The organism is Stenotrophomonas sp. SAU14A_NAIMI4_8 (assembly GCF_003086695.1).
Classification (GTDB): domain Bacteria; phylum Pseudomonadota; class Gammaproteobacteria; order Xanthomonadales; family Xanthomonadaceae; genus Stenotrophomonas.
In genome coordinates, this window is record NZ_CP025999.1 from 1358882 (window position 1) to 1380330 (window position 21449).

General features: G+C 68.3%; 20 protein-coding genes. 15 read left to right on the forward strand and 5 right to left on the reverse strand.

Going from position 1 to position 21449, the window contains the following annotated elements:
• Window positions 1-361 precede the first annotated feature (361 nt).
• From C1930_RS06300 to C1930_RS06310, 3 genes are all read left to right on the forward strand, one after another.
• Entirely contained in the window at window positions 362-2218 is a 1857-nt protein-coding gene (locus tag C1930_RS06300; RefSeq protein ID WP_108771330.1) for an ATP-binding protein, read from the forward strand.
• Between the two features lie 51 nt (window positions 2219-2269).
• Window positions 2270-4576 (forward strand): tetratricopeptide repeat protein, encoded by a 2307-nt coding sequence (locus C1930_RS06305; protein WP_108771331.1) that lies wholly within the window; start codon window positions 2270-2272, stop codon window positions 4574-4576.
• Window positions 4577-4654: 78 nt separating this feature from the next.
• Entirely contained in the window at window positions 4655-5122 is a 468-nt protein-coding gene (locus C1930_RS06310) for a hypothetical protein (protein WP_108771332.1), read from the forward strand.
• Between the two features lie 121 nt (window positions 5123-5243).
• Here the strand turns inward: C1930_RS06310 and ccsA are convergent, their stop codons facing one another.
• Window positions 5244-6038 (reverse strand): cytochrome c biogenesis protein CcsA, encoded by a 795-nt coding sequence (gene ccsA, locus C1930_RS06315; protein WP_108748971.1) that lies wholly within the window; start codon window positions 6036-6038, stop codon window positions 5244-5246.
• Window positions 6039-6160: 122 nt separating this feature from the next.
• Here ccsA and ffh point away from each other — a divergent pair, with 122 nt between their 5' ends.
• From ffh to C1930_RS06365, 10 genes are all read left to right on the forward strand, one after another.
• The gene (gene ffh, locus C1930_RS06320) at window positions 6161-7537 is read left to right on the forward strand and encodes a signal recognition particle protein (RefSeq protein WP_108752509.1); all 1377 of its coding nucleotides are present in this window, start codon (window positions 6161-6163) and stop codon (window positions 7535-7537) included.
• A gap of 235 nt (window positions 7538-7772) precedes the next feature.
• On the forward strand, window positions 7773-8843 hold the full coding sequence (locus C1930_RS06325; protein ID WP_108771333.1) for a nitronate monooxygenase: 1071 nt from the start codon (window positions 7773-7775) through the stop codon (window positions 8841-8843).
• On the forward strand, window positions 8840-9652 hold the full coding sequence (locus C1930_RS06330; protein ID WP_108757668.1) for an aminotransferase class IV family protein: 813 nt from the start codon (window positions 8840-8842) through the stop codon (window positions 9650-9652). Before C1930_RS06325 ends, C1930_RS06330 begins: the two co-directional genes overlap by 4 nt.
• Window positions 9653-9817: 165 nt before the next feature.
• The gene (gene rpsP / locus C1930_RS06335) at window positions 9818-10078 is read left to right on the forward strand and encodes a 30S ribosomal protein S16 (protein ID WP_108748975.1); all 261 of its coding nucleotides are present in this window, start codon (window positions 9818-9820) and stop codon (window positions 10076-10078) included.
• A 45-nt stretch (window positions 10079-10123) separates the two neighbouring features.
• On the forward strand, window positions 10124-10636 hold the full coding sequence (rimM, locus tag C1930_RS06340; RefSeq protein WP_108748976.1) for a ribosome maturation factor RimM: 513 nt from the start codon (window positions 10124-10126) through the stop codon (window positions 10634-10636).
• Between the two features lie 8 nt (window positions 10637-10644).
• The gene (gene trmD, locus C1930_RS06345) at window positions 10645-11403 is read left to right on the forward strand and encodes a tRNA (guanosine(37)-N1)-methyltransferase TrmD (RefSeq protein WP_108771334.1); all 759 of its coding nucleotides are present in this window, start codon (window positions 10645-10647) and stop codon (window positions 11401-11403) included.
• Window positions 11404-11557: 154 nt separating this feature from the next.
• Complete coding sequence (rplS, locus tag C1930_RS06350) at window positions 11558-11959, forward strand: 50S ribosomal protein L19 (RefSeq protein ID WP_005408597.1); 402 nt, start codon at window positions 11558-11560, stop codon at window positions 11957-11959.
• An 82-nt stretch (window positions 11960-12041) separates the two neighbouring features.
• The gene (locus C1930_RS06355) at window positions 12042-12413 is read left to right on the forward strand and encodes a DUF6404 family protein (RefSeq protein WP_108771335.1); all 372 of its coding nucleotides are present in this window, start codon (window positions 12042-12044) and stop codon (window positions 12411-12413) included.
• A 24-nt stretch (window positions 12414-12437) separates the two neighbouring features.
• Window positions 12438-12869, forward strand: coding sequence for a DUF1801 domain-containing protein (locus tag C1930_RS06360; RefSeq protein WP_108755713.1), 432 nt, complete (start codon window positions 12438-12440; stop codon window positions 12867-12869).
• Between the two features lie 34 nt (window positions 12870-12903).
• On the forward strand, window positions 12904-13302 hold the full coding sequence (locus C1930_RS06365; protein WP_108755714.1) for a DUF1801 domain-containing protein: 399 nt from the start codon (window positions 12904-12906) through the stop codon (window positions 13300-13302).
• A gap of 80 nt (window positions 13303-13382) precedes the next feature.
• On the opposite strand, the gene C1930_RS06370 is transcribed toward C1930_RS06365, so the two are convergent.
• Complete coding sequence (locus C1930_RS06370; protein ID WP_108755715.1) at window positions 13383-14840, reverse strand: MATE family efflux transporter; 1458 nt, start codon at window positions 14838-14840, stop codon at window positions 13383-13385.
• Between the two features lie 62 nt (window positions 14841-14902).
• Here C1930_RS06370 and C1930_RS06375 point away from each other — a divergent pair, with 62 nt between their 5' ends.
• Entirely contained in the window at window positions 14903-15142 is a 240-nt protein-coding gene (locus C1930_RS06375; RefSeq protein ID WP_108771336.1) for a hypothetical protein, read from the forward strand.
• Window positions 15143-15151: 9 nt separating this feature from the next.
• Window positions 15152-15559 (forward strand): RNA-binding S4 domain-containing protein, encoded by a 408-nt coding sequence (locus C1930_RS06380; protein ID WP_108752517.1) that lies wholly within the window; start codon window positions 15152-15154, stop codon window positions 15557-15559.
• Window positions 15560-15645: 86 nt separating this feature from the next.
• Here the strand turns inward: C1930_RS06380 and katG are convergent, their stop codons facing one another.
• From katG to mutS, 3 genes are all read right to left on the reverse strand, one after another.
• Window positions 15646-17886, reverse strand: coding sequence for a catalase/peroxidase HPI (katG, locus tag C1930_RS06385; protein WP_108755717.1), 2241 nt, complete (start codon window positions 17884-17886; stop codon window positions 15646-15648).
• A 143-nt stretch (window positions 17887-18029) separates the two neighbouring features.
• Complete coding sequence (locus tag C1930_RS06390) at window positions 18030-18629, reverse strand: DUF937 domain-containing protein (protein WP_108771337.1); 600 nt, start codon at window positions 18627-18629, stop codon at window positions 18030-18032.
• 168 nt (window positions 18630-18797) lie between these two features.
• The gene (gene mutS / locus C1930_RS06395) at window positions 18798-21389 is read right to left on the reverse strand and encodes a DNA mismatch repair protein MutS (RefSeq protein ID WP_108771338.1); all 2592 of its coding nucleotides are present in this window, start codon (window positions 21387-21389) and stop codon (window positions 18798-18800) included.
• Window positions 21390-21449 lie beyond the last annotated feature (60 nt).

Below are 21449 nucleotides of genomic sequence, written 5' to 3' on the forward strand. Positions count from 1 at the left end.
GGTTTGCCTTTGCCTGGATTGACGGGCCGCGATGCGCCGGGTTTGCCTTTGCCTGGACGGACGCGCCGCGATGCGGTGGGTTTGCCTTTGCCTGGATGGATGGGCCGCGATGCGCCGGGTTTTGCCTTTGTAGAGTCGAGCTTGCTCGACTGCCTTTCGCGTCGAGGCAAGAGCGTCGAGCAAGCTCGACTCTACCGGGGCTGGGGAGCAGTCGAGCAAGCTCGACTCTACCGGGGCTGGTCCCCCGCCGGGGTGCGGAATCCAACGCCCGGCACAGCAACGGTCAGCGTGCCTGTGCTAGTTTCCCCGGCTCGACGATGGCGCCCCGTGACGCCTTGTGTGGCAAGGAGTAACCGATTACATGCAGGACCCGACGCTGACCACCCCCGCCGCCGAAATCCGCCGGGCCGGGGTCGATCTCAATGGACTGATGACGGTGCTGGGCAAGCACCTGTATTCCACCCCGATGGTGGCGCTGCGCGAGCTGGTGCAGAACGCGCACGATTCCATCATCCGCCGCCGCATTGAACAGACCGGTGGCGATCTGCCCTCGCGCATCGATGTGCAGGTCGATGCCGCCGCCGGCGTGCTGCGCATCGTCGATACCGGCGCCGGCCTGACCCGCCAGGAAATCCACGATTACCTGGCCACGGTGGGCGTGGGTTACACCCGCGGCCTGCGCCAGGGCGGCGATGACCAGGACGGCCTGATCGGCATGTTCGGCCTGGGCTTCCTGTCGGCCTTCGTGCTGGCGCGGCGGGTGAGCGTGCGCACCACTTCGTACCAGACGCCGGACCTGGGCCACCTGTATGTGTCCAGCAACGCCGAGCAGTACACCGTGAGCGAAGTGCCGGCGCGTGCGGTCGGCACCGAAGTGGAGCTGGAGCTGCACCCGGACTTCCTGCCGCTGGCCAACGAGGCGCGGCTGTATGAAGTGCTGGGCCGCTACTGCGCGCTGCTGTCCGAACCGATCTTCATTGGCGCCGCTACCGAAGCGCTGAACCCCGAGCCGCCGCCGTGGCGCGCACAGGGCGATGTGGCCTTGCACCCAGTACAGGCGCGGCGCCAGGCGCTGCAGTTCGCCGCCCGCTTCGAACACGACTTCGAACCCATCGTGACCGTGCCGCTGCGCGCCGATGCGGAAAGTGACGCCACTGGCCTGCTGTGGGTGCAGGATGGCGCCACCTACGGCACCAGCGACAACCGCAACCTGTCGGTGTTCGTGCGCGGCATGCTGCTGGACGACGATGCGCGCGACCTGCTGCCGCCGTGGGCCGGCTTCATCGGCGGGGTGATCGAATCGTCGCGGTTGACCCCCACCGCCAGCCGCGAGGACCTGCAGCGCGACGACCATTACCGCGCCGTGCAGCACGCGCTGCTGGAAGCGCTGATCGACGGTCTGGCCGATGTGGCGCGGCAGCAGCCGGAAGCCTGGCGCCGCGTGCTCAGCCGCCACAACGAGGCCCTGCTGGGCGCAGCGCTGTGCGACGACCGTCTGTTCGACCTGCTGCTGGAACACGTGCGCGTGCCGACCTCGCAGGGCGATCTGCCGGCCAGCGCGCTGCCGGCGCGCGGCGCGGTGCACGTGATCCTCGACAACGGCGGCGGCTTCGAAGAGATGCTGTTCCGTGCCATGGGCGTGCCGGTGGCACACGGCCATCGCTACGCGGTGGTGCCGTTCCTGCGCCGCTGGACCCAGGCCAAGGGCCTGCGCCTGGTGGAGCTGGGCACCGAACAGGGCAACCGCGCGCTGTTCCGCAGCGATGACAGCCTGGATGACACACAGTTGGCCTGGTTGCGCGAGCACCTGGGCGATGGCGAGCAGCTGCTGCCGGCGCGCTTCACCCCCGAGGCGCTGCCGGTGGTGGTGGTACCCGACCGCGAGGCGGAGCTGAAACAGCGCCTGGAAGACGATGAGAACGACAAGCGCGTGTCGATGGCCGCGCTGCGCCTGGCGCGGCAGTTCACCGCGCGCATCGAAGCGCGCGCGCCGTCGCGCTTGTACGTGAACCTGGACAACCCGGCGGTGCAGGCGCTGCTGCAGGCGCAACGCGCCGGCCATGCGCAGGCGCCCGCCGCAGCACGCCTGCTGCGTTCGCTGAAGATCATCGTGTCCGCGCAGGGGCGCCCGCTGGCGCGCGATGCCAGCACAGCCACGCCCGATCTGAACGCCGCCTTCGCCGATATTGCCGGTGCCCTGCAGCAGATGCTGCGCTGAGTACCGCTCACTTTCTCATCCAGCCTTCGCTAGACAGGAGACTTGCACATCATGGAAATCTGGAACTGGGTTGAAAAACTGCAGGAAGACCTGCGCCAGGCCGGGCAGGCGCAGAACGCGCACCTGCTGACCCGCCTGGCCGACGAGGTGAGCGAACTGCAGGTGGACCGCGTGGATGCGCTGCTGCCCGAGGCGCGTGCGCTGGGCAAGGCGCTGGACAACCCCTGGGTGGATGTCTACGTGGGCCACTGGGCGCTGCGCAACCGCGTGGGCAACCGCGTGGAAGGCGAGAGCGCGCTGGGCGAAGCGGTGGCGCTGTTCGAGCGCGCCCACCGTGCCGACACCCTGGACTGCCCGCAGTCGATCTGCGTGACCCAGGATCTGGCCGCCTGCTACGGCAACATCGACGGCCCGGGCTGGGTGCCCGAGCGCATTGAAGTGTGCGATGAAACGCTGGCCCGCATCGATCCCAGCTGGGCGTGCTTCCAGTGCCTGAGCTGCGAAAAAGCCGATGCGCTGCTGGACGATGGCCGCGGCCAGGACGCGCTGGATTACCTGCAGGCGCAGGCCGATGCGATCAAGGCGCGCGGCAAGGAAGTGTTCGACAGCTTCCCGGAAATGCAGATCAAGGTGCTGCTGGCCACCGGCCGTGCCGACGAAGCGCTGGTGCTGATCGAGCAGCGCGAGGCCGAAGTGGCCGCCGCTGGCGAGTACGAACCGGCCAACTGCACCGTGCCGCGCCGCCTGTCGCGTGCCTGGGCGCTGGCGCAGCTGGGCCGCGACGAAGAAGCGTTGCAGCAGCTGGTGCCGTGGAGCGAGCTGACCCCCAATACCTGGCGCATGTGGGCCAACACGGTGGCGATCCTGTGCCAGCGTGATCCGGCGCGCAACACCTGGGATCTGGGCACGCGCTTCAACACCATCATCGAACACTTCGCGCGCGTGGGCGCGCACCGGCTGGTGATTGAAATGGCCGCCCTGAGCCTGGAGCTGGCGCTGCAGCGTGGCGCGCGCTGGGTTGCGCAGCGGCAGCTGCGGCTGGCCCGCACGCACCTGGCACAGCTGCGCCAGGACCGCGGTGCCGCCGAACAGGTGGCCGCGCTGGCCGCGCGCATCGATGCACTGCCCGAGGCCGCGCCGCTGCCGGTGGCCGCCGCCGAACTGCTGCCGTGGCTGGAAGCGCAGGGCCAGCAGAACCAGTCGCGCGACCCCGAGCGCGAGGCGCAGTGGTTGCTGCAGGGCCACGCGCAGTGCCCCGACGATGAAGGGCTGGCCGAAGTGGCCGCCTCGGCGCTGTACGCCTGCGGTGCGCAGGACGAAGCGCGCGCGCTGCTGTGGCAGTTCGTGCGCGCGCATGTGCAGGAAGACGGCCCGGCCGCCTACACGCTGATGCGCTGGCTGGCCGAGCAGGGCGATGACGAGGGCCTGCGCCAGCTGGCCGATGTATACCGCAGCAGCGTGCCGGTGTTCGCGCACTGGTGCGACGTGCAGCGGGCGCGCCGGGTGTCCGACTGGCCGGCGCTGGAACAGGCGGCCACGCAGCTGCTGGCACTGTCGCCGGGTTCGCACGGTGCGCGTGGCACGTTGGCCCGCATGTACATGGAAACCGGCCGCTTCAGCGAGGCGCAGGCCTGCTACGCGCAGCTGGTGGAGCTGCAGGAGGACCCCAACGCCGCGCATTGGGACCACATGAGCGCCGCCAGCGCCGCGCGCGACTGGGACGCCGTGCGCCGTTCGGCCGCGGCCATCGGCATGGAACTGTCCAGCCAGGACGGCGTGGTGGAAGAGCCGTGGGGCTGGGTGATCATCCGCAGCGAAGAGCAGGGTGAGCCGATGGAGTACTACGCGCGCCGCACCGGCCCGGTAACCGCGCGTATCGTGGAAAACGCACCGGCCAACCGTGCCCAGCAGGTGGGCGACTGGGTGGTGTTCGATGCCGCGCTGGTGCACCCGGCGCCGGAAGAGGAAGAGGCGCGCCAGCACTTCATTCCCACCTATGCGCAGGTGCACGTGCTGGAGCGCGGCGGCTTCGCGCGCAGCTGGCTGATTGATGGCGCGCACCCCGGCGAAGCCGCGTGGGATGCGCTGGTGGAAGCGGCGCAGGCGCAGGGCTGGCAGATCTGGGGGCACAGCCGTGCCGACTACACCGTGACCGACCCGGACGCGGAAGAGGGCACGCTGCCGGGGCTGCTGTTCACCGTGGCCCAGCCGCAGGACCACGCGCCGCTGGCGCTGCATCGGTTCCTGCAGCAGCACACCGCGCAGTGGCAGCACCCGCAGTGCTGGCTGCGCCTGGCCGAAGCCTGCGACCAGGAACGCCAGCCGCACCTGGATGTGATCGAGCGGTACGGGTTGTAAGCCCGCCGCGCCGCGTACCCGGCCCGGCCCTCCCTCGGTAGCGCCGGGCCATGCCCGGCGTTACAAGGAATGAAACACATGCGAAAGACAGGGATGTTCATGATCGCCGGCCTGCTGTTGGCCCCCGCCGCCCGGGCCGCCCCGGCCTGCGAGGATGCCGTGGGCGTGGCGCGGGCATTCTTCGAGGCCACCTCCGGCGATGCGGGGTACGTGCTGGATGCGCCGCGCGCGCTGGTCAGCCCGGCCTTCGGCAAGGCGCTGCGCGAAGAACGTGCCTGCCAGGCACGCGAAGAAGGCATCTGCACGATCGATTCGGACCCGTGGCTGGATGCGCAGGATGGCGACATCGAGGGCCCGGTACGCTACGGCTGGAACGAAACGTCAGCCACGGTCGGCCAGGTCGAGTTGCGCTATTCGGTGTGGAAAAAGCCGTATGTGACCCGCCTGCCGATGGTCCGCAAGGGCCAGGGCTGCTGGCAGGTGGATGATGTGATCACGCAGAGCGGGCGCTCGGTGCGTCGCATCCTTGCCCAGCCTGTGCCCTGACGGTTGACGCGCCATCCACGCATGGCGTGGATCTACTGCAGGTTCGGATCTCCGGTGGGTGCCGACCGTTGGTCGGCAGGTTCGGATCCTCGGTGGGTGCCGACCGTTGGTCGGCACGCCTTTATCGGGTATGCCCGAACACCAGTTCAATGGCGAACTGGCTGCCGAAGAACGCCAGCAGCAGCAACAGCATCGCGCTCAGCGTCCAGTGCACGGCCTTCACCCCGCGCCAGCCGTAGCGGCGGCGGCCGACCAGCAGCACGCCGAACACGATCCACGACAGCACGCTGAGCACGGTCTTGTGCACCAGCTTCTGCGCCAGCAGGTCGTCCACGAACAGCACGCCGGTCACCAGGGTCAGGGTCAGCAGCGCGAAACCCACGGTGATGACCCGGAACAGCAGCGATTCCAGATCGGCCAGCGGCGGCAGGGCGCGCAGCCACGGGCGGAACTCGCGGCGGCGCAGGGCGCGTTCCTGCAGCCACAGCATGATGGCCAGCAGCGCGGCGATGCTCAGCGTGGCGTAGGCCAGCAGGGCCAGCCATGCGTGGCTGGCCAGGCGCCAACCCAGCACCTTGCTGGGGGCGTGGCCGTAGCCGTGGTAAACCGCCAGCAGCAGCGCGGCCAGCGGGAACACCACCACGCCCAGCGCCGACATGCGCCCGCGTGCGCCCACCAGCGACGTCAGCCAGGCCATGCCCAGGCCGACCAGCGACAGCGCCGCGAAGAAATGCATGTCCGGCCCGCCGCTGGTGCGCAGCGCCACCAGCACGTGGTAACCGCCGTGCAGCAGCATGGCCGGCAGCGCCGGCCACAGCCAGGTGGGCGAGCCCATTGCCTCGTCGCGGCCGAGCGCGCGCACCAGCAGGACGCTGGCGGCCAGGTACAGCAGGATCGCGATGAGAACGATTGTCATCGTGGCAGTTTCGCATACCCCCGGGAAGCTGGCGACGGCCGCAGCGTCGCAGCTCGGGAACGGGGGCGGACCCGCTATACTGTCTGCCTTATTGTCCCCCGCTTTCAGACAGGTTGCGCCGCATGTTCGAGTCCTTGACCCAGCGCCTTTCCGGCACCATCGAGCGCCTGCGTGGCCGTGGCCGCCTGACCGAGGAGAACATCCGCGAGGCGACCCGCGAGGTGCGCATCGCGCTGCTGGAAGCCGACGTGGCGCTGCCGGTGGTGCAGGCCCTGATCGAACGCATCAAGGTACGCGCGGTCGGCCAGGAAGTGCTGAAGTCGCTGACCCCGGGCCAGGCCCTGATCAAGGTGGTGCGCGACGAGCTGACCGCGGTGATGGGCGCCGAAGCCAGCGACCTGAACCTCAATGTTCCCGCCCCGGCCATCATCCTGATGGCGGGCCTGCAGGGCGCCGGCAAGACCACCACCGTGGGCAAGCTGGCCAAGCACCTGAAGGAAAAGCGCAAGAAGAAGGTGATGGTGGTGTCGGCCGACGTCTACCGTCCGGCCGCGATCGAGCAGCTGAAGACCCTGGCCGAGCAGGTGGGCGTGCTGTTCTTCCCGTCCAGCGCCGACCAGAAGCCGGAAGCCATCGTGCGCGCGGCCATCGACGATGCGCGCAAGTCGTTCGTGGATGTGCTGCTGGTCGATACCGCCGGCCGCCTGGCCATCGACGAAGCGATGATGGCCGAGATCAAGGCCCTGCACGCGGCGGTGAACCCGGCTGAAACCCTGTTCGTGGTCGATGCCATGACCGGCCAGGACGCGGCCAACACCGCCAAGGCCTTCGGTGATGCGCTGCCGCTGACCGGCGTGGTGCTGACCAAGACCGACGGTGACGCCCGCGGCGGCGCGGCGCTGAGCGTGCGCTACATCACCGGCAAGCCGATCAAGTTCGTCGGTGTCAGCGAAAAGCCCGAAGGTCTGGATGTGTTCCATCCCGACCGTATCGCCAGCCGCATCCTGGACATGGGCGACGTGCTGTCGCTGGTGGAGCAGGTCGAGCAGCAGGTGGACAAGGACAAGGCCGCCAAGCTGGCCGAGAAGGTCGCCAAGGGCAAGAAGTTCGACCTGAACGACATGCGCGACCAGCTGGAGCAGATGCAGAACATGGGCGGCATCGGCGGCCTGATGGACAAGCTGCCGGGCCTGGGCAACATTCCCGACCACCTGAAGCAGCAGGTCAGCCAGGGCAAGGAAGTGCCGCGCATGATCGCCATCATCAATTCGATGACCAAGAAGGAACGGCGCAACCCGAACCTGCTGAACGGCTCGCGCCGCGCGCGCATCGCCAAGGGTTCGGGTGTGACCCCGGCCGACGTCAACAAGCTCATGAAGCAGTACATGCAGATGGAAAAGATGATGAGCAAGATGGCCGGCGGCGGCATGAAGGGCATGATGCGCAGCATGAAGGGCATGATGGGCGCCATGGGCGGCCGCGGCATGCCGTTCCGTTGATGTGCTGCTGAGGCCACGCATGGGTCGATGCATGGCTGGCACCGTGCGTTGGTAGAGTCGAGCTTGCTCGACTGAGGGGCCAGCAGCAGTCGAGCAAGCTCGACTCTACGTAGCGTGCGGTTCAGTCGAGCAAGCTCGACTCTACGTAGCGTGTGGTTCAGTCGAGCAAGCTCGACTCTACCCCCTTGCTGCGCGCACCATGGGGGCCTGTCTGCAACGATGGGCCGCCCTGCTGATGTCTGCTGTCACTTCCCGCGTCGAGGCGTTCTGCCGGCGCTTCCAGGTTTCACTTCCGATCCTGCTGGCGCCGATGGCCGGCGCCTGCCCGGTGCCGCTGTCGGCTGCGCTGGCCAATGCCGGCAGCATGGGCGCGATGGGCGCGGTGCTGTCTTCGGCGGCCGATATCGGCGTGTGGATGGAAGACTTCCGCGCTGCCTCTAGCGGCCCCGCGCAGGTGAATCTGTGGCTGCCGGACCCGGCGCCGGCCCGCGACGTGGCCGCCGAAGCCGCCAGCCGCGCCTTCCTGGCCCAATGGGGCCCCGAGGTGCCGGCCAGCGCCGCCGATGCCACTCCGGCCGATTTCGAGGAACAGTTCGCCGCGCTGCTGGCCGCGCGCCCTGCGGTGGCCTCGACCATCATGGGCGTGCTGTCGCCGCGCCATGTGCAGCAACTGAAGGATGCCGGCATTGCGTGGATTGCCTGCGCGACCACGCTGGCCGAGGCACGCGCTGCGCAGGACGCCGGTGCCGATGCGGTGGTGGCGCAGGGCGTGGAGGCCGGTGGCCATCGCGGCGCCTTCGATCCGGCACTGGCCGAACGGCAACTGGTGGGGCTGTTCGCCCTGCTGCCGCGCCTGGCCGACCATCTGCAGATTCCGGTGATCGCCGCTGGCGGCATCGCCGATGGGCGTGGCATCGCCGCGGCGCTCACGCTGGGCGCCAGCGCGGTGCAGATCGGTACTGCGTTCCTGCGCACGCCCGAAGCGGCGATCGCCCCGGCCTGGGCCGACGCACTGGCGGTGACCGAACCCGAAGACACCTGGCCGACCCGCGCCTTCAGTGGGCGTCTGGGCCGCGGTCTGGCCACCCCGTATGTGCGTGCGGCGGCGGCCGATGCTGTGCCACCACCGCGCCCGTACCCGGTGCAGCGCGGGCTGACCGCGCCGATGCGCAAGCAGGCGGCGCAGCGCAATGATCTGGCGGCGATGCAGGCCTGGGCCGGGCAGTCGGCGTGGATGGCACCGGCGCGGCCGGCCGCCGGGGTGCTGGCCGACATGTGGCGCGACGCGCAGGCCCTGCTGCGGTGACGGTGACCTGCAATGGCCAGCCCGCGCAGGCCGACGATCTGCTGCCGGCGCTGGTGAACTACGGCCACTTCACCTCGTTGCAGGTGCGTGGCCATGCCGTGCAGGGGCTGGAGCTGCATCTGGCGCGGCTGTCGCAGGCCACGCGCGAGCTGTTCGGCAGTGAACTGGACCTGCGCCAGCTGCAGGCCTGGATGGCGCAGGCGCTGCAGCAGGCGGGGCAGGGCGATGCCTCCATGCGGGTGACGGTGTTCTCCCGCCGCTTCGATTTCCGCAATCCGCTGGCCGCCGTGCCGGTGGACGTGCTGGTGGCGGTGTCGGCGCCGGTGGCGCTGACCGCACCGAAGCGCGTGCGCAGCGTGGTCTGGCAGCGCGATTGGCCGCAGATCAAACATGTGGGCACGTTCGGCCTGTTTGCCCAGCGCCGTGCGGCGCTCGCGGCGGGGTTTGACGATGCGCTGTTGGTGGCGGCCGATGGGCAGGTCAGCGAGGGCAGTACCTGGAACCTGGCCGTGCACGATGGCCAACGGCTGCTCTGGCCGCAGGCGCCGGCGCTGCGCGGGACCGCCGAGGCGCTGCTGCAGCGGTACTGGCCGGGGGCGCAGGCCATCCAGCCCTTGCGGCTGGCCGATCTGGCCGGTGTGAAGGCGGCCTTTGCCTGCAATGCCAGCGGGGTGTGGGCGCTGGAGGCCATCGATGGGCAGGTCCTGCCGGGGTCGCAGGCGCTGGCTGAACAGGGCAGGGCGGTGCTGGCCGGCGTGGCGTGGGACGTGCTGGGGTCAGAGCCCTTTTGCGCGGCAAAAGGGATCTGACCCCAGAATCCCCCCGCGAGCGCAGCGGTCGGGTGCCGTCCCGCCGGGCATGGCCCGGCGCTACCGTGAAGGCGGACCACCCATGGGGTTGGCCCGGCCGCCATCTGCCGCTATAATCGCCCGCTTACCTCGCCATTCCGGCGACTGGGCAATAGGAAAAACACCATGGTCAAGATTCGACTGACCCGCGGCGGCGCCAAGAAGCGTCCGTTCTACCACATCATCGTGACCGACGTGCGCAGCGCGCGCGACGGCCGCAACATCGAGCGCGTTGGTTTCTACAACCCGGTCGCCCAGGGCGGCGAGAAGCGCATCGAGCTGGACCTGGCCCGCGTTGACCATTGGGTCAAGAACGGCGCCCAGCCGACCGAAAAGGTCCGCAACCTGATCAAGGAAGCGGCCAAGACCCAGGCCGCTGCGGCCTGATCCTGACGGGCCGCGCTCTGGCGCGGCCCATCTGATTGAACGCAGATGAAAGATAACGAGCGCCGCATCCTGCTGGGCAGGATTGTCGGCGCTTTTGGTGTGCGCGGCGAAATAAAGCTCGAGTCCTGGACCGAGCCGCGTTCCGCTATTTTCCGTTACCAGCCGTGGATCCTGCGCAGCCCCAACGGGCAGGAATCGACGCTTGAAGGCGCTCGTGGCCGCGACAGCGGCAAGCATCTGGTGGCCCGGTTCCCCGGCATCGAAGATCGCGACACGGTCGAGGCCATGCACGGCACCGAGATCTACGTGGCCCGCAGCGCGCTGCCGCCGCCGAAACCCGATGAGTATTACTGGGTGGATCTGGAAGGCCTGGATGTGAAGACCGTCGAGGGCGTTGCCCTGGGCCAGGTCTCGCACCTGTTCAGCACCGGCGCCAACGATGTGGTCGTGGTCCGTGGCGACCGCGAGCGGATGATCCCGTTCGTGCTGCCGGACTTCGTCAAATCGGTCGACTTCGAGGCCAATCTGGTCGTGGTCGATTGGGACCCCGAGTTCTGAGTGTGAGCATGCGCTTCGACGTCATCACCCTGTTCCCCGACTTCCTGGCCCAGTCCGCTGGGCTGGGCGTGGTCGGCCGGGCGCAGGAGAAGGGGCTGTTCAGCCTGCACGGCTGGAACCCCCGTGATTACGCCGAAGGCAACTACCGCCGGGTGGACGACCGTCCGTTCGGTGGTGGCCCTGGCATGGTGATGCTGATCGAGCCGCTGCAGGCCTGCCTGCAGGCGATCCGCGACGCCGACCCGACCCCGCCGCGGGTGATCTACCTCAGCCCGCAGGGCGCGCCGCTCACCCAGGCCAAGGTGCGGGAACTGGCGGCGCTGCCGCGCGTGGTCCTGCTCTGTGGCCGCTATGAAGGCATCGACGAACGCTTCCTGGAAGCCAACGTCGATGAAGAGATTTCCCTGGGCGACTACGTGCTGTCCGGCGGCGAACTGGGTGCGGCAGTCATCATCGATGCTGTGGCCCGCCTGCAGGACGGCGCCCTGAATGACGCCGAATCGGCCGCCCAGGACAGCTTCGAAGGCGACCTGGGGCTGCTCGACTGCCCGCATTACAGCCAGCCGGCCCAGCACCCGCTGGGCGACGTGCCGGACGTGCTGCGTTCGGGAAACCACGCGGCCATCGCCGCCTGGCGCCGCCAGCAGTCGCTGGTCCGTACCGCGCAACGGCGCCCGGACCTGCTGGATGAACAGGCGCTGGGCAAGGCCGACCGCAAACTGCTGGAACAGGGCCGCCAGGCCCAGAAACACAAGGCCAGCCCCTAGCGCAGGGCTGGCTTTATCGGCTATCATGGCCAATTCCCGCCAGCCCCGGCCGGCGCGCGCAGTACCCACAACAAACGTGCAGCACAGTTCCGTGACTGCATGAGCCTACGTTGTCAGAACGACACGCCCACCCGAACAAGAATCGGTGTAACCCATGAGCAAGCTGAACAAGTCCATCGTCGCGGAATTCGAATCCGCCCAGATCACCCGCGAACTGCCGAAGTTCAGCCAGGGCGACACCGTTGTCGTCAACGTGAAGGTGAAGGAAGGCAGCCGCGAGCGCGTGCAGGCCTATGAAGGCGTTGTGATCGCCACCAAGAACGCCGGCCTGAACTCCTCGTTCACCGTGCGCAAGATCTCGCACGGCTACGGCGTCGAGCGCGTCTTCCAGACCCACAGCGCCATCATCGACTCGGTCGAAGTGAAGCGTCGTGGTAAGGTCCGCGCCGGCAAGCTGTACTACCTGCGTGGCCTGGAAGGCAAGGCTGCCCGCATCAAGGAAGACCTGGCTGCCGCTGCTGCCGCCAAGGCTGCCCGTCTGGCCGAAAAGGCCTGATAAACAACTTCGGTTGTTGCCGCGACGGCCACCTTCGGGTGGCCGTTTGCGTTTGTGCGCCGGCCGGCGCTATGTTCGCGGCATGACGACCGTTGAACAGCGTTACCCGCCCAAGGTGCAGGCCGCCCTGCGCCATCTTGACGCCGCGGGCGTGCAGCGCCGGCACTCGGCGCCGCCACTGCATCGCCTGCTGTGGCGCATGGGCGTCAACGCGCCCCCGCCGATCATCGCCAGCGTGGCGTCCAATGCACTGCTGATGGGTACCTGGTTCGCACTGGGCTGGGGCGTGCTGATGTGGCTGCTGGTCTGGCGCAACACCAGCCTGCCGTTGGCAGTGGCGGTGTTCAGCGCGCTCCTCGCCGGCGTATTGTTCGGTCTGCTGATGGCGGTCGTGATACGCGTGATGCGCCTGCGCCGCGGCCTGCCGTTATGGCGTGACCTGCCCAGCCGCTGACCTGCGACCACGGAGCGCTGCGCAATGCCTTCCAAGCCATCCGCCGCCGCTGCGCCGAAGCTGTTGTCCGGCGGCAACCCGCAGATCGCCAAGGGCGATGGTGATGCACCGGTGCAGGCCTACATCGCCGCCATGCCCGGCTGGAAGCGTGCATTTGGCGAGCAGCTCGATGCCCTCATCACCCAGGCCGTGCCCGGCGTGCACAAGGCCGTGCGCTGGAATTCACCGATGTATGGCGTGGGCGAAGGGCAGGGCTGGTTCCTCAGCTTTCACTGCTGCACGCGTTACATCAAGGTCGCGTTCTTCCACGGCGCGCTGCTGCAGCCGCAGCCACCCGAGCCTTCGAAGCAGGCCACCACGCGCTATCTGCACCTGTATGAAGACAGCGTGCTGGACCGCGCACAACTGCTGGACTGGCTGCAGCAGGCACGTGCGCTGCCCGGCGCGCGCATGTAGTTTCCCTTTCCCACCGTACCGTGCGAGTGCAGACATGCCCAGGAAAGCTGCGGAAGCCGCCGAAGCAACACGCCCTGCCTCTGAACTGATCGATGCGCGCATTGCCGAACTGGGCGACTGGCGCGGCCAGACGCTGGCCCGCGTTCGCGCACTGATCCACCAGGCGCTGCCCGACGTGGAAGAGACCTGGAAATGGCGCGGCACGCCGGTGTGGGAACACAACGGCATCCTGTGCACGGGCGAAACCTACAAGCAGGCAGTGAAACTGACCTTCGCCCATGGCGCCGCGCTGCCAGACCCGAAGGGTCTGTTCAATGCCAGCCTGGAAGGCAATACACGGCGCGCGATCGACATCCACGAGGGCGCGATGCCTGACGCCACGGCGTTCAAGGCCTTGATCCGCGCTGCCGCCAAGCACAACGCCGCGAAGTAGAACGGTAGCGCCGGGCCATGCCCGGCGAGCGCAGCGGTGGTCAGACATTCGCCGGGCATGGCCCGGCGCTACCGGCGGGGTTACCGGGTCACGGCATCCGGGTCGGCTACCGGCGAGGGCGGGCAGGCTGGTACTTCCGACGGCGTGGCCAGAACTTCGGCCGGCGCGGGCGCGGTGATCATCCGCGCCTTGCGCCAGCCACCCCAGCGGTAATACGCCAGCGACAGCAGCATGGACACCAGCGAACCGGCCGGGAAACTCCACCAGATCGCATCGGCACCCCAGTACGGTTGCAGGAATTCGGCGAACGGCACGCGCACGCCCCACAGCGAGGCGGCCAGGATCAGCAGCGGCGGAATGACCGCACCGGTGGAGCGCACCACGCCGGAGATCACGAAGCTGACACCGAAGAACAGGAACGAGCCGATCACCACGTGGTTCAAATGGCGGGCGATCTGCAGCGATTCGCTGCCCTGCGGCAGGAACAGCGCCAGCGAATACTGGTCCAGCGCCACCAGCGGCAGGATCAGCGCACCGGTCAGCAGGAAGTTGAACAGCACGCCCTGCCGCGCGGTGCCGCGCACGCGGTCCCAGCGCTGCGCGCCGACGTTCTGCGCGGCCATCGACGAACACGCCGCACCGATGGCCATGGCCGGCATCTGCACGTAGTTCCACAGCTGCAGCGATGCGCCGTAGGCGGCCGCGGTGTCGGTGCCGTACTGGTTCACCATGGTCATCAGCATGATGACCGACAGCGAGATCAGCACCATCTGCAGGCCCATCGGCACGCCCTTGACCACCAGCGCGCGCAGGATGGTGAAATCGAGCTTGAACAGGTGCATGTCGGCGCGTCCCAGCCACAGCGTGTGCCGCTTGTGCCGCATGTACAGCAGCAGGCCGGCCAGCGACAGCGTCTGCGACACCAGCGTGGCCCAGGCCGAGCCGGCAATGCCCAGTTCCGGGAACGGGCCCAGGCCGAAGATCAGCACCGGGTTCAGCGCGATATCCAGCACCACCGACACCAGCAGGAAGCGGAACGGCGTGCGCGAATCGCCGGCACCCCGCAGCGCGGCGCTGAGGAAGGCGAACGCGTACAGCGTGGGCATGGCCAGGAAGATCACGCGCAGGTAGGCCTCGGCCAGCGGCAGCGACGCGGCCGGCGTGCCCATCGCTTCCAGCAGCGGGTGGGCCAGGAACCAGCCGGCGATGGCGATGACCACCGACAGGCCGATGAAGAACGTGGCACTGGTGCCGACCACACGCCGCGCCTGGCCGATGTCGCGCGCGCCGATGGCCTGGCCGATCAGGATGGTGGCGGCCATGCCGAAGCCGAACACCGAGCCGATCAGGAAGAACATGATGTTGTTGGCGTTGGCGGTGGCCGTCAGCGCGGCCTCGCCCAAAAAGCGCCCGACCCACACCGCGTTCACCGAACCATTCAGTGACTGGGCGATGTTGCCGGCCAGGATGGGCAGCGCGAACAGCAGCAGGTTGCGCCCGATCGGGCCGGAAGTCAGGTCAAGCGGCGCTTTGGCCATGGGCTGGAGATCGAATGCCGGGAGGCGCACACTAGCACCAAGCCGGTTTGCGGGGTGTGGCAATGCAGCAGCAACAGCAGGGGGTGTGCGGGATTGCGCTGGCCTTGATCGTGGCCGTGCTGCCCGCATGTTCCATGGACGACCGCCTGGGCGATACCCAGATACGGCCGACCGACCGACCCGAATGCCTGGTGGGCAGCCAACGCCAGGACCTGGCCTCTGGTGTGAAGCCGTTGATCGGCGGCACCGGCTGCCGGGTCGACCCGGACAACCCGCGTCCCTTGAATCGACCCACGGAGTAGTTTCCGCCGATGCATGCGCTTTCCCCGCTGCCGCCCAGTGTCCGCCTGGATATCTGGCTGTGGGCGGCCCGTTTCTTCAAGACCCGCAGCCTGGCCAAGCAGGCCATTGAAACCGGCAAGGTAAGCGTGGCCGGCCAGCGCCCGAAATCCTCACGCGCGGTGCGCGTGGGCGAGCAGGTGCAGGTGGACCGTGGCGAGGAACATTTCGAGATCCAGGTGCTGGGCATCAGCGACCAGCGCGGCCCGGCGCCGGTGGCGCAGCAGCTGTATGTGGAAAGCGAAGCGTCGAAGGCGCGGCGGGCCGAGCAGCGTGCGTTGCGCATCGCCGCCCGAGATGGTTTCCAGCCGCCGGAGCACAAGCCGGACAAGCGCGCGCGGCGGTTGATCCGCGCGCTGGGTGATCTGGACGCGTTGTAACGGCGTGATCGTGGTGCGTTCACGGTAGTCGCCCACCTTGGTGGGCGATTTGGGGTGCCCACCAAGGTGGGCACCTACCAAACGGGTCAGCCGTGCAGGTCGTAGCGGTCCAGTTCCATCACCCGGGTCCAGGCGGCGATGAAATCCTGCACGAACTTCTTCTCGCCATCGGCACTGGCGTACACCTCGGCCAGCGCGCGCAGCACGGCGTTGGAACCGAACACCAGGTCGGCGCGGGTGCCGGTCCAGCGGGCGGCGCCGTCGTTGCGGCCACGGCCTTCGTAGCTTTCGCGGCCAGTGGCCTTCCACTGCGTGCCCATGTCCAGCAGGTTCACGAAGAAGTCGTTGCTGAGCGTGCCCGGGCGTGCGGTGAACACGCCGTGCTTGCCGCCATCGGCGTTGGCACCGAGCACGCGCAGGCCGCCGACCAGCGCGGTCATCTCCGGCGCGGTCAGGGTCAGCAGCTGTGCCTTGTCGATCAGCAGCGCTTCGCCCGGCACCGCGTAGGCGCCCTTCAGGTAATTGCGGAAGCCATCGGCGGCCGGTTCCAGCACCGCGAACGATTCCACATCGGTCTGTTCCTGGCTGGCATCGGTGCGGCCCGGGGTGAACGGCACGCTGACCTCATGGCCACCGGCCTTGGCCGCCTGTTCGACGCCCACGCCACCGGCCAGCACGATCAGGTCGGCCAGCGACACCTGCTTGCTGCTGCCGGCATTGAACGCGGCCTGCACCTTTTCCAGCGCGGCCAGCACCTTGGCCAGCTGCTGCGGCTGGTTCACCGCCCAGTCCTTCTGCGGGGCCAGACGCACGCGTGCACCGTTGGCACCACCGCGCTTGTCCGAGCCGCGGAAGGTGGAGGCCGACGCCCACGCAGTGGACACCAGCTCGGCCACGCTCAGGCCGCTGGCGGCGATCTGCTGCTTCAGCGCGGCGATGTCCTTGGCGTCGATCAGCGGGTGCTGCGCTTCCGGCAGCGGGTCCTGCCAGATGAACTGTTCGGCCGGAATTTCCGGGCCGAGGTAACGCGCGCGCGGGCCCATGTCACGGTGGGTCAGCTTGAACCAGGCGCGGGCGAAGGCATCGGCGAAGGCCTGCGGATTTTCCAGGAAACGGCGCGAGACCTTTTCGTAGGCCGGGTCCATGCGCAGCGAAAGATCGGTGGTGAGCATGGTGGGGCGGTGCTTCTTCGACGGATCGTGCGCGTCGGGAATTACCGCGTCGGCGTTCTTGGCCACCCACTGGTGGGCACCGGCCGGGCTCTTGGTCAGTTCCCATTCGTTGCCGAACAGGATTTCGAAGAAGTCGTGGCTCCACTGCGCCGGGGTGCGGGTCCAGGTGACTTCCAGGCCGCTGGTGATGGTGTCGCCGCCCTTGCCGCTGCGGAAACTGCTGGCCCAGCCCAGGCCCTGGTTTTCCAGATCGGCCGCTTCCGGTTCCTTGCCCACGTTGTCGGCCGGGCCGGCGCCGTGGGTCTTGCCGAAGCTGTGGCCACCGGCGATCAGGGCGACGGTTTCTTCATCGTCCATGGCCATGCGGCCGAAGGTATCGCGGATGTCGTGCGCGGCCAGCACCGGGTCGGGGTTGCCGTCCGGGCCTTCCGGGTTCACGTAGATCAGGCCCATCTGCACTGCGGCCAGCGGGTTTTCCAGCTTGCGCGAATGCACATCGCCGTCGGCATCATCGTCGGACACCAGTACGCCGTGGTCTTCCTGCACGCCTTCGGAGCCGTGCTTGTATCGCACGTCGCCACCCAGCCAGGTGGTCTCGCGGCCCCAGTACACGTCCTGGTCCGGTTCCCAGGTATCGGGGCGGCCGCCGGCGAAGCCCAGCGTCTTGAAGCCCATCGATTCCAGCGCGACGTTGCCGGTGAGGATGAGCAGGTCGGCCCAGGAAATGGCCTGGCCGTACTTCTGCTTGATCGGCCACAGCAGGCGCCGTGCCTTGTCCAGGCTGACGTTGTCCGGCCAGCTGTTGAGCGGAGCGAAGCGCTGCTGGCCGCGACCGCCGCCGCCGCGGCCATCGCCGATGCGGTAGGTGCCGGCGCTGTGCCAGGCCATGCGGATGAACAGGCCACCGTAGTGGCCGAAGTCGGCCGGCCACCAGTCCTGCGAATCGGTCATCAGTGCCTTCAGGTCGGCCTTCAGGGCGGCGTAGTCCAGGCCCTGGAACGCCTTGGCGTAATCGAAGCCGGCATCGAGCGGGTTGGAGCGCGCGGAGTGCTGGTTCAGCAGGTCCACGCGCAGCTGGTTCGGCCACCAGTCGCGGTTGGTCGTGGCGTCACCGACCACGGCATGGTTGAAGGGGCACTTGGCTTCGCTTTTCATGGGTATCTACCTGTGGGCTGGCGAAATGGGAATCGGGTTCAAGCCCACGATAGGCAGGGCCTGACGATCGGTAAATTCGATTGATTCAACCAATGCGATAGTGGTGACCTATGGTGCCGTCTGCATAGGACGATCGTGGCCGATCAGCGCTTCAACAGGCCGGCGCCCAGTTTCATCAGGTCGCTGGCGCCGAACTGGCCATCGCCGTCCTGGTCCAGGACGCCGCCCAGCAGGCTGCCCAGACCGCCGCCGCTCTGCGCTTCCTGCCCCAGCGCACTGCTGAGTTCAGAGGCATTGCCCTGCTGGGCAAACCGCTGCGCCAAAAACGACATGACGATGGGGGCGAGGATCGCCAGCAGCTTGCCGGAGGTGCCGCTGTACAGCCCGGTCTTCTGGCCAAGGGCCGCGGCCGCCTGCGGCTGCTGGCCGCCGAACACGTGGCCGAGGATGCCGGCGCCGTCGGTGGCACCGCTGCCACCGCCGCCCATCACCGCGCCGAGGATGCCGCCCAGGTCAAAGCCGCCGCCGCCGCTGTGGTCGCGCTGCAGGGCATTGAGCAGGGACTGCGCGCCCTGCGGTTCACTGGCGTTCTGGCCCATGGCGCCCAGCAGCAGGGGCAGGGCGCTGCCCACGGCCTGGCTGGTCTGCGCGCTGTCCAGGCCAAGCTGCTGCGATACCTGCTGCAGGCCTTGGCCCTGCTGCAGTTGCTGGAACAGGGATGCGGCGAGGGATTGGGTATTCATGGCGGTCTCCGTTCAGTGAAGGAAGGACCGCCCGAGCATAACGCCGGGTACACGACGGAAATGCGAAGGGTTCATGGCGCCGGGACGGGCGCCATGCCGACCGGTAGCGCCGGGCCATGCCCGGCGGCACATGACCTGGTAGCGCCGGGCCATGCCCGGCGGGGGCCGTTACAACAACGCCTTCAACCGGTACAGCGCTTCCAGCGCCTGCTTCGGGGTCAGCTCGTCCGGATCGATCGCCGCCAGCGCTTCCTGCGCCTTGTTCGAGGGCGCGGCGAACAGGCCGAACTGCTGCGGTGCATCCAGCGCCTGCGGGGCCACGGCGGCCGCATGGCTTTCGCCACCGCGCTGTTCCAGCTCGGCCAGGCGGCGCCGTGCCTGCGCCACGGTGGCGCGCGGCAGGCCGGCCAGCGCGGCCACCTGCAGGCCGAAGCTGCGGTTGGCCGGGCCGTCCTTCACTGCGTGCATGAACACCAGTGCCTCGCCATGCTCGACCGCATCCAGGTGCACGTTGGCAATGCCACTGGCACCGCCTTCGTGCTGCTCGTCGGCCAGCGCGGTCAGTTCGAAGTAGTGGGTGGCAAACAGCGTGTAGCAGCGGTTCTGGTAGGCCAGGTGGCGCGCGACCGCATCGGCCAGGGCCAGGCCGTCGTAGGTGGACGTGCCACGGCCGATCTCGTCCATCAGCACCAGCGAATGCGCGGTGGCGTGGTGCAGGATGTAACTGGTTTCGGCCATTTCCACCATGAAGGTGGACTGCCCGCGGGCCAGGTCGTCGCCGGCGCCGATGCGGGTGAGGATGCGGTCGATCGGGCCGATCAGGGCGCGGCTGGCCGGCACGAAGCTGCCGATATGGGCCAGCAGCACGATCAGCGCGTTCTGCCGCATGTAGGTGGATTTACCACCCATGTTCGGGCCGGTGATGACCAGCATGCGACGGTCCGGGTGCAGGTCCAGATCGTTGGGTTCGAAGGGCTGTTCGCGCACCGCTTCCACCACCGGGTGGCGGCCGCGTTCGATCTTCAGGCAGGGCTCGGCCTGCAGTTCCGGGCGCGCCCAGTCCAGCGCCTGTGCGCGTTCGGCGAAGGCGGCCAGCACGTCCAGCTCGCTCAGTGCGGCGGCGCACTGCTTCAGCGGTTCCAGCTGGCTGCCCAGGGTGTCCAGCAGTTGTTCGTAGAGGTACTTTTCGCGCGACAGCGAACGATCGCGCGCGGACAGCACCTTGTCCTCGAACGCCTTCAGTTCTTCGGTGATGTAGCGCTCGGCATTGGTGAGCGTCTGCCGGCGGGTGTAGTGCACCGGCGCGCGATCGGACTGGCCCTTGCTGATTTCGATGTAGTAACCGTGCACGCGGTTGTAGCCCACCTTCAGGGTGGGAATGCCGCTGCTCTCGCGCTCGCGCAGTTCCAGGTCAACCAGGAACTGGTCGGCGTGGGTGGACAGGCGGCGCAACTCGTCCAGTTCGGCATCGAAGCCATCGGCCAGCACACCGCCATCGCTCAGCTTCAGCGGCGGCATTTCGGCAATCGCACTGGCCAGCAGGTGCGCGCATTCGTCGTGCTCGCCCAGCGCGGCGTGCAGGGTCTGCAGGCGCGGCGAATCCAGCGGTGCCAGCACCTCGCGCACGGCCGGCAGCAGGCCCAGGCCATCGCGCAGGGTGGAAAAATCACGCGGACGCGCCGAACGCAGCGCCACGCGGGTCAGGATGCGTTCCAGATCGCCCAGGCGGCGGAACTGTTCGCGGATGTCCGCATCGCTGCCGCGGTCGATCAGCGTTTCCACCGCATGGTGGCGCTGTACCAGCACATCGCGCAGGCGCAGCGGGCGGTGCAGCCAGCGCCGCAGCAGGCGGCCGCCCATCGGCGTGACCGTGCTGTCGAGCACGCCCAGCAGGGTGTTGCGGGTATCGCCGTCCACCCGCGTGTCCAGTTCCAGATGGCGGCGGGTGGCGGCGTTCATCGCGATCGCCTCGCCGGCGGTTTCCATCGCAATGGAGGTCAGGTGCGGCAGGCGCTGCTTCTGGGTTTCTTCCACGTAGCCGAGCAGGGCGCCGGCGGCAGCGGTGGCACGCGGCTTGTCGTCGATACCGAAGCCGCTGAGGTCGTGCAGCTTGAAGAAGGCCAGCAGCTGGCGGCGGCCACTGTCGGCATCGAACAGCCACGGCGCGCGGCGGCGCACACCGGTGCGCTGGCGCAGGAACTCGGGCCAGTTTTCTTCGTCGGGCACCAGCAGTTCGGCCGGCTCCAGGCGGGCCAGTTCGGCTTCCAGCGCGTCGTCGGTTTCCACTTCGTTGACCAGGAAGCGGCCGCCGGCCAGATCGGCCCAGGCCAGGCCATAGCCCTGCTTGCTGCGCGACAGCGCCATCAGCAGGGTGTCGCGGCGCTCGTCCAGCAGCGCTTCGTCGGTGACGGTGCCGGGGGTGACGATGCGCACCACCTTGCGTTCCACCAGGCCCTTGGCCAGCGCCGGGTCGCCGATCTGTTCGCAGATGGCCACCGATTCGCCCAGCGCCACCAGCCGCGCCAGGTAGCCTTCGTAGGCGTGCACCGGCACACCGGCCATCGGAATGGGCGCGCCGCCGGAGCTGCCGCGCTGGGTCAGGGTGATGTCCAGCAGCCGCGCCGCCTTGCGCGCATCGTCGTAGAACAGCTCGTAGAAGTCGCCCATGCGGAAGAACAGCAGCAGGTCCGGGTAGTCGGACTTGGCTGCGAAGAACTGCTTCATCAGCGGGGTGTGTTCGGCGGACTTGTCTTTGGACATGGGGCTCGTGGATCTGGGGTGTCCGCCGCGGGCAGGCCGCAGGGCGGAGACGGGTACAGG